Below are 14,609 nucleotides of genomic sequence, written 5' to 3'. Positions count from 1 at the left end.
GAGACCTTGCCCGAACGCGCCGGGCCCCGAGCTGAGATTGATGCGGAAGGGGTGGGTGGCCGAGGGCTGACCGGCAGGCGAGTGCTTGCCACCATCCACAAGGACACCACCATGCGTCATTACGAAATCGTGTTTCTGGTCCATCCGGACCGGAGCGAGCAGGTTCCGGCCATGATCGAGCGCTACAAGAGTTCGATCGAGGCCGCCGAAGGCAAGATCCACCGCCTCGAGGACTGGGGCCGCCGCCAGTTGGCCTACCCGATCCAGAATCTGGTCAAGGCCCATTACGTGCTGCTCAACATCGAAGCCAGCCAGGCCGCACTGGACGAGCTGGTCGAAGGCTTCCGCTTCAACGACGCGATCCTGCGCCATCTGGTGATGCGCCGTGACGATGCCGTCAGCGAGCAGTCCGCGATCATGAAGAACAAGGACGAGAAGGGCGAGCGCGGCGAGCGCAGCGAGCGTCGCCATCGCGACGAAGAGGGTGCGTCGGATTCTGACTCCGATCGTGCCGACGACACCGCCGAAGCCGCCTGAGGAGCCTGACCATGTCCAAATTCTTCCGCCGCCGCAAGTATTGCCGGTTCACCGCCGAGGGCGTCACCGAGATCGATTACAAGGATCTCAACACCCTGCGCCAATACATCACCGAGACCGGCAAGATCGTGCCCAGCCGCATCACCGGGACCAAGTCGCGCTACCAGCGCCAGCTGCAGACCGCGGTCAAGCGCGCGCGTTTTCTGGCGCTGTTGCCGTACACCGACAACCACAACGTCTGAGATTGCGTCGCCTGCTCGACGTGGCGGTGTCGCCGGTCGGTCGCGCGCATCCTCATTGACCCATGTCAACTGCGGTGCGCGCTCCCTCCCGCTCCTTGCCACGCCTTCGCAAGCCGTTCGTCAGCACGTTCGAAACCCCGTCCATTCGGACAGCCACCGTTGCGACGCCAAGCGTCGCTAACGAATAACGGAGCAACACCATGCAACTGATCCTCCTGCAGAAAGTCACCAACCTCGGTGGTCTGGGCGACAAGGTCACCGTCAAGCCCGGCTACGGCCGCAACTACCTCGTGCCGCAGGGCAAGGCGGTGCCGGCCACGGCCGCCAACCTCGCCGAGTTCGAGCAACGCCGCGCCGAGTACGAGGCCAAGGCGCAGGCGACCCTTGATTCCGCCAATGCGCGCCTGGCCAAGCTGGAAGGTGCCAGCGTGACGGTCGCTGCCAACGCTTCGACCGAAGGCAAGCTGTACGGCTCGGTCGGCCCGCGCGAAATCGCCGAGGCGCTGGAAAAGCTGTACGGCGTCGACGTGCACAAGTCCGAGGTGACGATGGGCGAAGGCCCGCTGCGCCACGTCGGCGAGTTCGAAGTGCAGCTGCACCTGCACGCCGACGTGCAGACCGCCGTCAAGGTGGTGGTGGTGCCGGAAGCGAACTGAGTCTCGCCACCGGCCCGACCCCGCGACGGGCGCCTTCGGGCGCCTGTTCGCGTTTTGGCGTCGCCGACAAGCGTCCATTCGCCCCCGGCATGCGTCAGCCTGAAGCCTGTCGCAGCCCGTGAGACGGGTTGTCCACAGGATGTCCCATGACTTGTCTGCAACACCCCCGGGCCATCCCCGCCTACGATGCAGGACTTCGACGCCGATCGGCGCGCCAATCCGGCGCGCTGGTGTTCCAGGAGACGGAAATTCCCCATGACCGCAGGTTCAGGCGCACGTCGTGACCCCAGCTTCAGTTCGCGCAGCGATGCGCGGGTCGAAATGCTGCGGGTGCCGCCACAGTCGATCGAATCCGAGCAGGCGGTGCTGGGCGGCCTGCTGCTGGATGCAGGTGCGTTCGACCGGGTCGCCGACCGGCTGGTCGATGAGGATTTCTACCGCCGCGACCACCGCCTGATCTACCGCGCGATTCGCGAACTGACCGAGAAAAGCCAGCCCTGCGACATGCTTACCGTGCGCGAGTGGCTGGATGCGCGGGGCCTGCTGGGCGACGGGCTGGATGCCAGCTACCTGTTCGAGCTGGCCGCCAACATCCCCGGCGCCGCGAACATCCAGGCCTATGCCGAGACCGTCCGCGACAAGGCGGTCCAGCGGCGCCTGATCGAGGTCGGCACCACGATTGTCAATGACGGCTTCCAGCCCGAAGGCCGCGATTCGGTTGAACTGCTGGCCAAGGCCGAGCAGGAGGTGTTCGCCATCGCCGAAAGCCACGCCCACGGGCGCCAGGATTTCGTGCCGGTCAACAAGGCGCTGAGCGAGGCGTTCGAAGTCCTGCAGCAGCGCGCTGACAGCGGCGGCGGCATCACCGGCCTGCCGACCGGCTATGCCGAGTTCGACCGGATGACCGCCGGGCTGCAGCCCACCGACTTGATCGTGCTGGCGGCGCGCCCGGCGATGGGCAAGACCACCTTCGCGCTGAACATCGCCGAATACGGCGCGCTCAAGTCGAAGAAGGCGGTGGCGGTGTTCTCGATGGAAATGTCGTCTTCGCAGCTGGCCCTGCGCCTGATTTCGTCGCTGGGCCGGGTCAACGCGACCCGGCTGCGGGTGGGCGATCTGGAAGACGAGGATTGGAGCCGGGTGCATGGCGCGATTTCCCTGCTCAGGGGGGCCAGGATCTTCATCGACGACACCCCGGCGCTCTCGCCCGACGTGCTGCGCGCCAAGGCGCGGCGGCTCCGGCGCGAGCACGACCTCGGCCTGATCGTGATCGACTACCTGCAGCTGATGCAGGTGCCCGGCAACAGCGAGAACCGCGCCACCGAGATTTCCGCGATCAGCCGTTCGCTCAAGGCGCTGGCCAAGGAGCTCAAGGTGCCGGTGCTGGCGCTGTCGCAGCTCAACCGCTCGCTGGAATCGCGCACCGACAAGCGCCCGGTGATGGCCGACCTGCGCGAATCCGGCGCGATCGAGCAGGACGCCGACATGATCGTGTTCATCTACCGCGACGAGTATTACCACAAGGAAAACTCGCCCGACAAAGGCCTGGCCGAGATCATCATCGGCAAGCAGCGCAACGGGCCCACCGACAGCTTCAAGCTCAAGTTCTTCGGCGAGTACACCCGCTTCGACAACCTCGCCCACGACGGCAGCGGCAGCTTCGAGGGCGAATGATGGCGCGCTGCCGGCCGGCGGTCCGCTGCGCTGGCGCCGCGACCGCGCGCGTGGTCGAATAGTCGGCCATGAGCGATCTTGTCAGCCAGCGCCCCACGCGGAGCGTGGTCGATCTCGACGCGCTGGCCGGCAACCTGCGCGCGATCCGCGGCCGCGTCGGCGTGCCGGTGATGGCCATCCTCAAGGCCAATGCCTACGGCCACGGCCTGATCCCGGTGGCGCGCCATCTGCAGGCGCAGGGGGCCGGGCAATTCGGCGTGGCCTTCGTCGAGGAGGGCATCGCCCTGCGCCGCGCCGGCATCACGGTGCCCATCCTCGTGCTGGGCGGCATCCTCGGCCGCCAGGCCGGCCAGCTGATCGAACACGACCTGGAACTCACCGTGTCCTCGATCGACAAGCTGCGCAAGGTGGAAGCCGCCGCGCAGGCGCTGGGCCGCAAGGCCGTGGTGCACCTGAAGATCGATACCGGGATGGAGCGCATCGGCGTGCACAGCGAAACCTGTGCGCCGTTCATCGAGGCAGCGGTGGCCTCGCGCTGGTGCACGCTCAAGGGCGTGTACTCGCACCTGGCCTGCGCCGATGACCCGGGCTCGGCGATGACCGCGCTGCAGCTGGAACGCTTCCACGCCGCCTGCGCCCACTTCACCCGGCTGGGCGCGCCGATGCCGATCCGCCACCTGGCCAATTCCGGCGGCATCCTGCACTTCCCCGACAGCTGGCTGGACATGGTGCGTCCCGGCATCCTCCTGTACGGCGTGCTGCCCGATCCGCAGGCGCGGCCCACGATCGAGGTCCGCCCGGCGCTGGAGCTGCTCTCGCAGGTGGTGTACTTCAAGGTGGTCCATGCCGGTCGCCCGGTCAGCTACGGCGCCACCTGGGCGCCGCCGGCCGATACCCGCATCGTCACCATCCCGCTGGGCTATGGCGACGGCTACCCGCGCGCGCTGTCCAACCGCGGCCAGGTGCTGATTCGCGGTCGGCGGCTGCCGATCGTCGGCCGCGTGTGCATGGATCAGTTCATGGTCGACCTTGGCCCCGACGGCACCGCGTACAACGGCGATGACGTGGTGCTGATCGGCCAGCAGGGCGACGCGGCGATCCGGGTGGAAGATCTGGCCTTGCAGGCCGACACCATCGGTTACGAAATCCTGACCCGGCTCAACGAGCGCATCCCGCGCGAGTATCGGGGCGGGTGATGCCGGCGCCTGCCGGCTCGATTCGAGGCTGACGCCGGAATCATTGCCGCCCGCGTTGACCTTGCGCCGCCCCGGTGCTTCACTCGCGGCTAGTCTCAGGAGAGTCGGCATGGCCACAGCACGACCGCGCGCGCGCCGCAGCGCCGCCGCCACCCCGCAACGCCCGCGCCGCGAGCCGATGTCGAAGGTGGACACCGCCTGGCTGCGGATGGAACGGCCGACCAATCCGATGATGATCACCGGCGTGCTGATGTTCGCCGAGCCGATGGCGCTGGCCCAGCTGAAAAAGGTGATCGAACGGCGTTTCCTCGCCTATGCGCGGTTCCGGCAGAAACCGGTCGAAGGCACCGCCGGCGCGCAGTGGGTGGAAGACGGCAATTTCGACCTCGACTGGCACGTGCGCCTGTCCGGCCTGCCCGGCAAGCCCGGCAAGGCGTCGGAAAAGCGCGCGCTGGAACGCTTCGTCAGCCAGCTCGCTTCCAGCCCGCTGGACCCCACCAAGCCGCTGTGGCAGTTCCACCTGATCGAACGCTACCAGGGCGGGTCGGCGGTGGTCGCACGCATCCACCACTGCTACGCCGACGGCATCGCGCTGGTGCAGGTGCTGCTGTCGCTCACCGACACCAGCCGCGAGGCCTCCACCGCTTCCCGCCTCGACAAGAGCTGGCTGAAGGAACAGGCCGCGCCGGTGGCGCGCCGGGTCGGCGCGATGGAACGCTACATGAAGCTCGGCGGCAAGGCGCTGGAGCAGGGCATGGCGATGATGCAGGACCCTTCGCTGGCCACCCTGCTGGCCAAGGAAGGTTCCGACATCGCGCTGGAACTGGTGCACGCACTGTCGCTGTCCGATGATCCGCCGTCGCTGCTGCGCGGTCGCCTGGGCGTGAGCAAGCGGGTGGCCTGGGCAGCACCCATCCCGCTGGAAGAGGTCAAGGCGGTCGGCCGCGCCTGCGACTGCACCGTCAACGACGTGCTGATGGCGGCGGCGGCCGGCGCCCTGCGCAGCTACATGATCGAGCGCGGCGACGACCCCGACGGCCTGACCCTGCGCGCCACCGTGCCGGTCAACCTGCGGCCGCTGGAGCACGCGAAGAAGCTGGGCAACCACTTCGGCCTGGTGTTCCTCGACCTGCCGGTTGGCGAGGACAACCCGCTGCGCCGCCTCGAGCGCGTTGCCGAGTGCATGTGCAACTTGAAACACTCGCGCCAGGCCATCGTCGCCTACGGATTGCTGGCCGCGCTCGGGGTCGCCCCGCAGCCGCTCCAGGAACTGGCGCTGGAATTGTTCAGCCGCAAGGCCAGCGCGGTGGCGACCAATGTCCCCGGCCCGCAGCAGCCGCTGTACATGGCCGGCAGCACCCTGCGCGAGATCATGTTCTGGGTGCCGCAGACCGGTTCGATCGGGCTGGGCCTGTCGATCCTGAGCTATCGCGGCCAGGTCCACTTCGGCCTGATCAGCGACGCCAAATTGATTCCGGATCCGGACGCGGTCGCGCGCCGGTTCGTCGAGGAGTTCGACAAGCTGCTGTATCTGGCGATGATGGGCCCGTGGGATCGCCAGCTCGACGCCGACGCGGCGCTCGGATTGATGCAAGCGACCGGCGCCTGAACTGGTTCGGGCCGCGCTGCATCGCGAAAACCGGGCCCGTGTTCATCCTCCAGCCACGTGCGCCCGTCTAGGCTGGCCCCTGTGTCCTGACCTGATACTGGAGCCCGCATGAACACCACGCCGCTCAAATGCATCGCCCTCGGTGCCTGCCTCACCGCCTTTCTGGCGGGTTGTGCGACCTACGACGATCAGGGCAACGAGACCAATCAGCGCACCCGCCGCGGCGCGCTGATCGGCGCGGCGATTGGCACCGCCGCCGGCCTGCTCAGCGGCGACAGCGCGGTCGAGCGCCGCCAGCACGCCATGGTCGGCGCCGGCATCGGTGCGCTCGCGGGCGCGGCGATCGGCAATTACCAGGATCGCCAGGAAGCCGAACTGCGCCGCGAAACCGCCGGCACTGGCGTGGACGTTCGCCGTGACGGCGACGTCATCCTGCTGAACCTGCCCGACGGCGTCACCTTCGACTTCAACCGCACCGACATCAAGCCGCAGTTCTATCCCTCGCTCAACACCATCGCCGGCACCTTGCGCGAATACAACCAGACCATCGTCGAAGTCAGCGGCCATACCGACAGCATTGGTTCAGACGAAGTGAACCAGCGCATTTCCGAGCAACGCGCGCAAGCGGTGGCCAGCTACCTGACCGCACAGGGCGTGCAGCCCCAGCGTTTTGAAATCATCGGCATGGGCAAGCGCTACCCGATCGCCGACAACGCCACCGAATCCGGGCGCGCGATGAATCGCCGGGTCGAAATCCGCCTGCTGCCGCTGCGGTCGTGATGGGAGGCTATAAGGGCTTTTGGACGCGGATCAACGCCGATGAAGCGCGGATAGGGCGGGACAGGTCGAAATGCTGTTGAACCAAGCCGCGACATCCGCGTTCTTCGCGGAGATCCGCGTCAACAAGAAGCCCCGCCACCCCGTCGAGCCATCCCGTTCGAGCAGGCCGGGTCGTCCCATTCGAGCAGGCCGAGCCGCCCCATTCAAGCAAGCCGGGCCGCCCCGTTCGAGCAAACAGAGTCGCCCCGTTCGAGCAAGCCGGGTCGTCCCGTTCGTGGTGAGCTTGTCGAACCATGAACGGGGTGTTGCTGTGGATCCGCGCCTTCCGTCGCAATGCTTGTGAAACCGGCCGCAGCCCCTATACTTGCCCCGTCGGCGACATCGACATTCCCGGGGGTGCACTGGCTTCGACGGGGGTTGCGAAATCGCACGGCGCATGCCGAGGGGGTAGCTTTCCTCGCTAATCCAGCTGCAAAACTCATAGTTGCCAACGACGACAACTACGCTCTGGCCGCCTAAGGCCTAGCCCCGAACCCACTTGTGCCTGTGCTCGTGGATGTAGGGTCATTATCACGGGATAGGTTCCGGCGGCGACCCGCCAACCGGCTCCGAAACTCAGCGGGTGTGGATGACGGCGTGCCTCGCACGGTGTGTTGCCGCCATCCGAGACCAAACACCGAGCTAAGCATGTAGTGCCTGGCATGGAGCATCTTCGGACGGGGGTTCAATTCCCCCCACCTCCACCAATATCAAAACCCCAACCGTTCCCGGTTGGGGTTTTTTCTTGCCCGGAGCGCCAGTGTTGGCGCGGGTTCGGGCCTTGCTGCGACGGACGCAGCCACCCCGGACAACCCCGTTTCGGGCGGTTTTCCGTTCTCAGTTCCCGCTATCGTTCAACTGCAACACCACGACACGCGATGGTGGTGATGCGATGTTTGTCGAGATCCGTTCATGGTTCGACAAGCTCACCACGAACGGGGGATGTGCGATCCGTTCATGGTTCGACAGGCTCACCATGAACGCACTATGTGCGGGCCCACGAACGGAAGATGGGCAGACTCGAGAAGGGGATATGTTCAGGCCCAAGTACGGGATATGCAGCGATGACGTGCTTACTCCTGCGCTGGATTCCGCGCTGCCACCACCGCCGTCGCGGTCATGTCGCCGGTGACGTTGCCGACGGTGGCCAGTACGTCCGGGATCGCATCGACTGCCATCAAGACCGGTAGCGGGGCGATCGGCAGGCCGAGTGCGGAGGTGACCGGCAGGTTGGTGGCGAGGAAGATCGCCTGGCCGGGCAGGCCCACCGAGCCCATGCTGACCAGCACGCTCAGCGCCACACCGGTGGCGAGCTGCGCGGGCGTTAGGGCCGCGCCCAGTGCCCAGGCAATGAAGCAGGCGGTGGCGATGTATTGAATGGGCGAGGTGATGCGGAACAGCGACACCGCCATCGGCAGTACCAGTCCGGAGATGCGGGCGGGGATCGCCAGCCGGTTCTGCGCGCTGTCCAGCATCGCCGGCAGGGTGGCAAGCGAGGATTGCGTGCTGGCGGCCACCGCCTGCACCGGCACCAGCGCCGTCATGAATTCGCCAAGCTTGCGGTGCCCGAAGGTGAGTGCGGTGGCGATCAGCAATATCGTGGCCAGCGCGTACAGCGCGCATTCCAGCAGGATGTAGATGCCCAGCGCCTGCAACACGTCCAGCCCGGCGCGGGCGGTCAGGGCCAGCACCAAGGCGAAGATGCCCACCGGCGCGGCCAGCAGGACCCAGTGCACGATCACGATCATCGCGTCGCTGACGGCCTTGAAGAAGCCGACGACCTGGGTGCGGCCCGTCGCTTCGATCCGGGTCAGGGCGAAGCCGAAGAACAAGGCGAAGGTGACCAGCGGCAACATCGCATTGGCAACTGCGGCGGCCAGCGCGTTGCTGGGGACGATCGCGGTCAAGGCCGCGGCCCAGCCGCCGCTTGCCGCCGGCGAGGCCTCGCCATGCGCTTGCAGCGCGACGGCGACGGCGTGCGAGGGTTGCAGCAGCGACAACGCCAGCGGCGCAAGCACGGCGGTCATTGCGGCGGCGGCGGTAAGCAGGAGCACGAAGGTCATGATCGCCTGCTTGGCGATGCGCCCGGAATGCGCAGCGTCACTGGCCTGGTTGATGCCCACCACCACCAGCGAGAACACCAAGGGCACCACGGTCATCTGCAAGGCATTGAGCCAGAGTTTGCCGAAGGGCTCGACGATGGTGGCCGTCTGCAGGGCGGTCTCGGGCGTCCGCCATGCCAGCAGGATGCCGATCACCAGACCGGCGATGAGGCCGGCGAGAACGCGCACGGTCTGGTTCATCGAGTCGCCTCCGCGGCGGTGATCTCAGGCAGGTGCCAGTCGGCCTTCAGGGCGAGGTATTGCGGGGTGGGCAGCAGCACGAAGACCGGATGCTTGCGCTTGTCGAGCCAGGCCAGCAGCGCGTCCATGCTCGCCGGCGCCATCGCGGTGCAGCCGGCGGTGGTGGTCTGCGGGTCTTTCCAGAGATGGGCGAAGATGCAACTGCCGCCCTGGCGCTGCTGGCCGTCGAGGTTGTGTTCGATCACGAAGCCTTCGCGGTAGCGCTGGTCGCCGTCAACATGAATGTCGCGGCGCATCGGTTCGCTGCTTTGATCCAGCAGTGGCGCCTTGATCACGCTGCGATCGACGATGCGGTTGTAGTAGGCCGAAGCGGGCACATCAATGCACCAGTCGTTGCCGGTCATGGCCTGATAGTGCAATCCGGTGGTGGCGCGCTCGGAGTAGCCGAAGGCGGTGCCGATGGTGAACACGCCGGCGGGCGCGCGGCCGTCGCCTTCGCGCTTGTTCGGGCCGTCGCTGCGTGGCGGATTCAAGCCAATGCCCCAGCCGCTGCCGCTGCGACCAAGCACGACTGGCGCGGTCTCACCGACCTGCACCCAGCGGCCATCGACGCGTTCGAAGCGGCGCAGTTCGGCGGCGGTGGCATTCCAGTCGGCGGAGGTCACCAGCACCAGTTGGCCGGCATCGGACCATGCACGGGCATCGTGGCTGGCGTCGGGCGGCTGGTGGGCGCAGGCGGCCAGCAGCAGGCTGGCGAACAGGCTCAGCGCGAGGCGAGCAGTGGTGTGCGCCATCGCGGTGGGTCGATTCGTGAGGCGTTGGTGCGTGTGCTGCGTGGGCATGGGTGGGAGATGACTCCAATTCAAATTCGGTGGGCTCAACGCCAGTTTGCGTGACGTTCCCAGAATGCCACGCTGCGCAGGTAAGCGGCGCGGTCGATGGCCACTCCGGAGCCGCCTTCGGCCACGCCCAGCGCATTGCGCAGTTGGGTGATCGGCACCATCGGGATTTCCTCGGGTTCCAGCGTGTACAGGCAGCCGACCACGCCCCAGTCGGCATCGATGGCGGTGCCTTCCCTGGCCAGCTGGGCGCGGTCGTACAGGATCGGGATCAGGTACTGGGCCACCGGCGGTTCGATGCCTTCGAACCAGCGCACCAGCACCGGCAATTCCTCGCGGCTGCGCGCCTCGTAGGCGCTGCGCAGCAGGTGACGATTGGCCTCGGTGATCGCGATCATCGAGCAGCGGGTCGTGGTCCAGTTGGCGTGGACGTGGAGCTTGCAGAAGGGCGCGTAGCCATCGAGCACGCGCAGCGGCGGCGCGGAGTTGAGGCGTTCGATGAACGCATCCGGGGTGCAGTCCTGGATCGCGGTGCAGCGGCCGTCGCGCGGGAACAATCGGGTGCGGGCGAAGTCGGTCAGGGCGATGGACATCGTGGGTGGCGTCGGGAACGTGGAGGCGGGGGCGATGGAGCGGGGTGCGGCGCGGGGCTGCAGGCGGCCCTGTTGCGGGCGCCTGTCGCGGATTGTCCGGGATTCCGGGCCTGCGTGCCCCTTTGGACATCGGGCCGCCATGTCACCACCGAAAGAATCTGGCCGGTTCGCGTTCCGGATAGTGGAGAATGGCCACAAGCTGCCGCCCGTTTTGTCAGGCAGTCTTTCAGCGTCCACCGTCTGCGCCATTCGAGGATCGACCGGCTTCGTGATCAGCACGCTCTGGCCCTATCTGGCATTGATGCTGCTGATCGCCGGCGCGTTTCCGGCGTTGGAGCGCCGCACCGGCTGGAAGTTGTTCACGGTGCTGCCGCCCATCGTGCTGGTGTATCTGTCGATCACCGCGCTGGCGGTGGCCGGGCTGTGGGTGATCAGCCCGGAGATCAAGCAGGCCCAGGGCGTGCTGGTGTCGCGCGGGGTGCCGGCGCTGCTGTTCCTGCTGATGGTCAATTGTGATTTGCGCGCGATCTACCGGCTCGGCCCGCGCGTGCTGGGGGTGTTCGTGTCCACCACCTTCAGCCTGTTCGTGGCCTTTCTTGCGGTGTTCCTGCTGTTCCGCCCGTGGCTGGCGGGGAAGGCCTGGCAGCCGCTGGCGGCGCTGTCGGGCAGCTGGGTGGGCGGCACCGCCAACCAGATCGCGGTGAAGGAAGCGATCGGCATGTCCGACGCGCTGCTGGGGATGTCGCTGCTCACCGACGCGCTGTGCTATTCGGCCTGGGTGGTGGTGCTGTTCTCGATCGCGCGACTGGCACCGGCGTTCAACCGCTGGACCGGCGCGATGAACTCCGGCGACGTGCCGCATATCGAGGCTCGTGCGAGCGTGCCGCTGCATTGGGACGCCGTGCTGCTGTGGCTGGGTTTCGCGCTGGCGGCCGCGCTGCTGTCGCGGCAACTGGCCGACTGGCTGCCGGCAAGCGGCGTCATCAGTGCGACCACCTGGGCGATCCTGCTGGCCACCGGCTTCGGTCTGGTGGTGGCGCATACGCCATTGGCACGCTTTCCAGGTGCCAGCCAGCTGTCGTCGGCGCTGCTGATCGTGGTGGTGGCGGTGCTGGCTTCGCAAAGCAACTTCAAGGGCATTGCCTCGGCGCCGCTGTATCTCCTCGCGGGCGTCTGCATTCTGGCGATCCATGCGCTGGTGCTGGTGATCCTTGCCAAGGTCTTCCACTTCGACCTGTATCTGTGCGGGATTGCATCGTTGGCGCACGTCGGCGGCGTGGCCGCGACGCCGGTGCTGGCGGCAAGCTATGCCAAACCGCTGGTGCCGGTGGGTATCCTGCTGGCATTGCTGGGCTACATTCTCGGAACGGGTTTCGGCCTGCTGATGGCGACGATCATGTCGGCATTGGCGCTGCCGGGGCCGTGAGGCGAATTGGAGGCGAACCCCATGCCGGTGTCCCGGTTGTCACGCAGCTTGCTGATTCTGGTCCTGCTTGCCGGGATGCCTTCGCTGGTTCGGGCTGCGCAGCAGCCGGCGGAGCCGCTGCTGCTGCCGGCCTCGGGCGTGCTGGGGGTGGAGGACGCGCAACTGGTGCCGGAGTTCTGGATATCTCGGCTGGAGCAGCCGGATGCGGTGGTGCTGACGCCTGCCGACATCCAGGCGGCCAATGCGCGGCTGCTGCGGCTGGAGCCTTCGTTGCATGATCTGGCTGCGTTGCCCGACACGCTGTCGCGGCAAGCGGTGTTGGGCTGGATCGGCGGCGTTTCCAGGCTGCCAGGCGATCCCTTGTTCGATGAAGAAGGGCAACGTTATCCGGAGGCGATGGCTGCGGGCTGGCGCCAATCCCTGGCGCTGGATCGGGTGCCGGAGCGGGTGACGCCGCGCTTCGGCCTGATCGTCCGGCGCGCGCCGCTGCGCACCTTCCCCACCGAGCTGCGCGCTTTTGCCGCACCTGGAGACGTGGATATTGACCGGTTCCAGGAAACCGCGGAATTCCCCGGGACCCCGGTGGCGGTCGTCCATGAATCTGCCGATGGGCGCTGGCTGTTCGTGCTCAGCCCGCGCTATGCGGCGTGGGTGCAGCGCGATTTCGTGGCGCTGGGCGCGCGTGCCGCCGTGCTCGGCTACGCGACCCGAACGCCATTCCGAATCGTCACCGGCGCGCGCGTGGAGTCGGTGTACACGCCGGAGGCGCCGCAGGTCTCGCGCCTTGAATTCGACATGACCACGCGCCTGCCGCTGGCCGCCGGGCTTGCGCCGGACCAGCCAGTGAACGGGCAGACAGCCTACGCGGCCTGGCCTGTGACGTTGCCGGCCCGCGGGCCGGACGGCGAACTGGTTTTCCAGCCTGCGCTGATCCGGAAGAATGCGGACACCGCCGACGGCTATCTGCCCTATACCCGCGCCAATCTGATCCGGCAGGCGTTCAAGTTCCTCGGCGAGCGCTATGGCTGGGGACATGATTTTGACGGTCGCGATTGCTCGGGGTTCGTCTCGGAAGTGTATGGAAGCCTGGGCGTGTTGCTGCCGCGCAATACCAGTCGACAGGCGGCCAGTCCCGGACTTGTACATCGCTCGTTTGGCCCCGGTGACGGGCATGCCGCACGGCTTGCCGCCGTGCAGGCCCTGCAGGTGGGCGATCTGGTTTTCATCCCCGGACACGTGATGCTGGTGATCGGCCATCTGCACGGTCAACCTTATGTCATCCATGACGTGGCGGGCATGCGCTACCGGCGTGCGGACGGGACGCTTGCGGACATCAAACTGAACGCGGTCTCCGTCACGCCGCTGCTGCCGTTGCTGTTCAACGACGGTGCGCCCCTCGTGGATCGCATGACCAGCATCGTTCGCGTGCGACACTGATCTGATCGGGTGGCGCTAAGATCGAAATCAAGGAGCCTGCAACCCGATGAGGATTCCCGACACCCGCCCGTACCCGCGTCACGTGTTGATCTCCAAGCCGGTATTGTGGAGCGCGGAAGACGGGTAGGGCGTGGTCATGATCGGTTCGGACGGCGGCCGCAAACAAGCCGGGATTGTTCAAGCAACCGCGGTGCCGGTCACCCATGCCGCAGCTGACCTGAGGAAGCGAACATGATCAAACGGGCTGTCTCTTGGCTGTGTTTTCTGGTGTGTTCGGGCGTCGGTGCCAGTGCCTGCACCGGCGCGATGCGGGTGAGCGACGCCCCGGTTCTGGCGTCGGCCACGACCATGCAGGAGGCGGGTTTGGTCGATCTCCGGTCACGCATCCCGGACATTGATCTGGAGATCCGCTATGCCGGTCGCCACAACTTCATCGGCATTCCGATCGATGGCTATGACGCCCCGCGCTGCTGGCTCAAGCCCGAGGCCGCAGATGCACTTGCGCGGGTCGAAGCGGCGCTGCGTTCGCGCCATCTGCGCTTGCGGATCTTTGATTGCTATCGCCCGGCGCGCGCGGTCGCGCAGTTCGTGCGCTGGATGGATGATCCGCGGGACCTGCGCGGGAAGGCGGAGTTCTATCCGGATCTGGACAAGTCGCAGCTGCGCGGGGTGTACATCGCGCCGGTCTCCGGCCACAGCCGCGGCGCGACCGTGGATCTCACGTTGTTGCGGTGCGTTGACAGCATGACCGACTGTCAGCCCCTCGATATGGGGACAGGGTTCGATTTTTTCGGCCTGCGCGCGCATACGGATTCCCCTGAAGTCAGCGCGGAACAGCGCGCCAATCGCGACCTGCTGCGAAACGCGATGCAGGCGCATGGTTTCATCAACTTGCCCGAAGAATGGTGGCACTACCGACTGGAGCGCGAACCGTCGCCGCGCGCGTACTATGACGTGCCCATCACCGGCCCTTGAGCCTGGATTCTTCGAATCGCGCGATGGCAGGATCGGTTGCTTGCGGCGTCCGTGTCCGTGCGGTCTTGCGGTGTGTGAATCGCTGAGCAGGCCGCCGGACCCGGTCTGATCCGGCCACCCTGCGCTTGGGTGGGGCCGTGGCTATTGCCAGTTCGAGGGGCGTGCGGGGTGGGTGTTGACGCCGGGGAAGGTGTTTTGCTAACGTATTAACGTGTTATCACAATAGCGTGATAGCATGATAACGAGCTAACATGTTTTTCCAGCAAGCACTGCGCTGCCAGCAGTGCTGGCAGCAACTGATGT

Annotated in this window: 12 protein-coding genes, 1 other RNA gene and 1 pseudogene; 11 read left to right on the top strand and 3 right to left on the bottom strand. The window is 66.6% G+C overall.

The features are described from left to right. Nucleotides 1-111: 111 nt before the first annotated feature. The 8 genes and pseudogenes from rpsF (at nucleotide 112) to ssrA (ending at nucleotide 7,440) form a co-directional block, all read left to right on the top strand. Complete coding sequence (gene rpsF, locus M9902_RS01605; protein WP_297172292.1) at nucleotides 112-537, top strand: 30S ribosomal protein S6; 426 nt, start codon at nucleotides 112-114, stop codon at nucleotides 535-537. An 11-nt stretch (nucleotides 538-548) separates the two neighbouring features. After that, on the top strand, nucleotides 549-779 hold the full coding sequence (gene rpsR, locus M9902_RS01600; RefSeq protein WP_297172290.1) for a 30S ribosomal protein S18: 231 nt from the start codon (nucleotides 549-551) through the stop codon (nucleotides 777-779). Between the two features lie 200 nt (nucleotides 780-979). Continuing rightward, the gene (rplI, locus tag M9902_RS01595) at nucleotides 980-1,435 is read left to right on the top strand and encodes a 50S ribosomal protein L9 (protein ID WP_297172287.1); all 456 of its coding nucleotides are present in this window, start codon (nucleotides 980-982) and stop codon (nucleotides 1,433-1,435) included. 255 nt (nucleotides 1,436-1,690) lie between these two features. Then, a complete protein-coding gene (locus tag M9902_RS01590) occupies nucleotides 1,691-3,109 on the top strand; it encodes a replicative DNA helicase (RefSeq protein WP_297172283.1) in 1,419 nt (472 codons plus the stop codon). A gap of 68 nt (nucleotides 3,110-3,177) precedes the next feature. Continuing rightward, on the top strand, nucleotides 3,178-4,305 hold the full coding sequence (alr, locus tag M9902_RS01585; protein WP_297220718.1) for an alanine racemase: 1,128 nt from the start codon (nucleotides 3,178-3,180) through the stop codon (nucleotides 4,303-4,305). A 109-nt stretch (nucleotides 4,306-4,414) separates the two neighbouring features. Continuing rightward, nucleotides 4,415-5,914 (top strand): wax ester/triacylglycerol synthase family O-acyltransferase, encoded by a 1,500-nt coding sequence (locus tag M9902_RS01580; RefSeq protein WP_297172277.1) that lies wholly within the window; start codon nucleotides 4,415-4,417, stop codon nucleotides 5,912-5,914. A 192-nt stretch (nucleotides 5,915-6,106) separates the two neighbouring features. After that, a pseudogene (locus M9902_RS01575) lies at nucleotides 6,107-6,694 on the top strand (OmpA family protein); the annotation flags it as partial. Between the two features lie 392 nt (nucleotides 6,695-7,086). Continuing rightward, nucleotides 7,087-7,440: a transfer-messenger RNA gene (gene ssrA / locus M9902_RS01570) on the top strand. 366 nt (nucleotides 7,441-7,806) lie between these two features. On the opposite strand, the gene M9902_RS01565 is transcribed toward ssrA, so the two are convergent. The 3 genes from M9902_RS01565 to M9902_RS01555 all read right to left on the bottom strand — a co-directional run bounded on the left by M9902_RS01565 (nucleotide 7,807) and on the right by M9902_RS01555 (nucleotide 10,468). Then, nucleotides 7,807-9,036 carry a dicarboxylate/amino acid:cation symporter gene (locus M9902_RS01565; RefSeq protein WP_297220715.1) on the bottom strand — a complete coding sequence of 410 codons (1,230 nt, stop codon included), beginning with the start codon at nucleotides 9,034-9,036 and terminating at the stop codon, nucleotides 7,807-7,809. Continuing rightward, nucleotides 9,033-9,830: a L,D-transpeptidase family protein gene (locus M9902_RS01560; protein ID WP_297220714.1), complete on the bottom strand. Its 798-nt coding sequence runs from the start codon at nucleotides 9,828-9,830 to the stop codon at nucleotides 9,033-9,035. The genes M9902_RS01565 and M9902_RS01560 overlap by 4 nt, the downstream gene beginning before the upstream one ends. Before the next feature lie 83 nt (nucleotides 9,831-9,913). Then, entirely contained in the window at nucleotides 9,914-10,468 is a 555-nt protein-coding gene (locus M9902_RS01555) for a DUF3228 family protein (protein WP_297220712.1), read from the bottom strand. Between the two features lie 268 nt (nucleotides 10,469-10,736). Between M9902_RS01555 and M9902_RS01550 the strand changes: the two genes are divergently transcribed. The 3 genes from M9902_RS01550 (at nucleotide 10,737) to M9902_RS01540 (ending at nucleotide 14,306) form a co-directional block, all read left to right on the top strand. After that, nucleotides 10,737-11,894, top strand: coding sequence for a DUF819 family protein (locus M9902_RS01550; protein ID WP_297220709.1), 1,158 nt, complete (start codon nucleotides 10,737-10,739; stop codon nucleotides 11,892-11,894). 21 nt (nucleotides 11,895-11,915) lie between these two features. After that, complete coding sequence (locus tag M9902_RS01545) at nucleotides 11,916-13,331, top strand: SH3 domain-containing protein (RefSeq protein ID WP_297220707.1); 1,416 nt, start codon at nucleotides 11,916-11,918, stop codon at nucleotides 13,329-13,331. A gap of 231 nt (nucleotides 13,332-13,562) precedes the next feature. Then, nucleotides 13,563-14,306, top strand: a complete 744-nt coding sequence (locus M9902_RS01540) for a M15 family metallopeptidase (protein WP_343231866.1) — start codon at nucleotides 13,563-13,565, stop codon at nucleotides 14,304-14,306. Nucleotides 14,307-14,609 lie beyond the last annotated feature (303 nt).

The sequence above is a fragment of the Thermomonas sp. genome (assembly GCF_023953935.1).
GTDB lineage: Bacteria > Pseudomonadota > Gammaproteobacteria > Xanthomonadales > Xanthomonadaceae > Thermomonas.
This window is presented reverse-complemented; position numbering and strand designations above follow the sequence as displayed.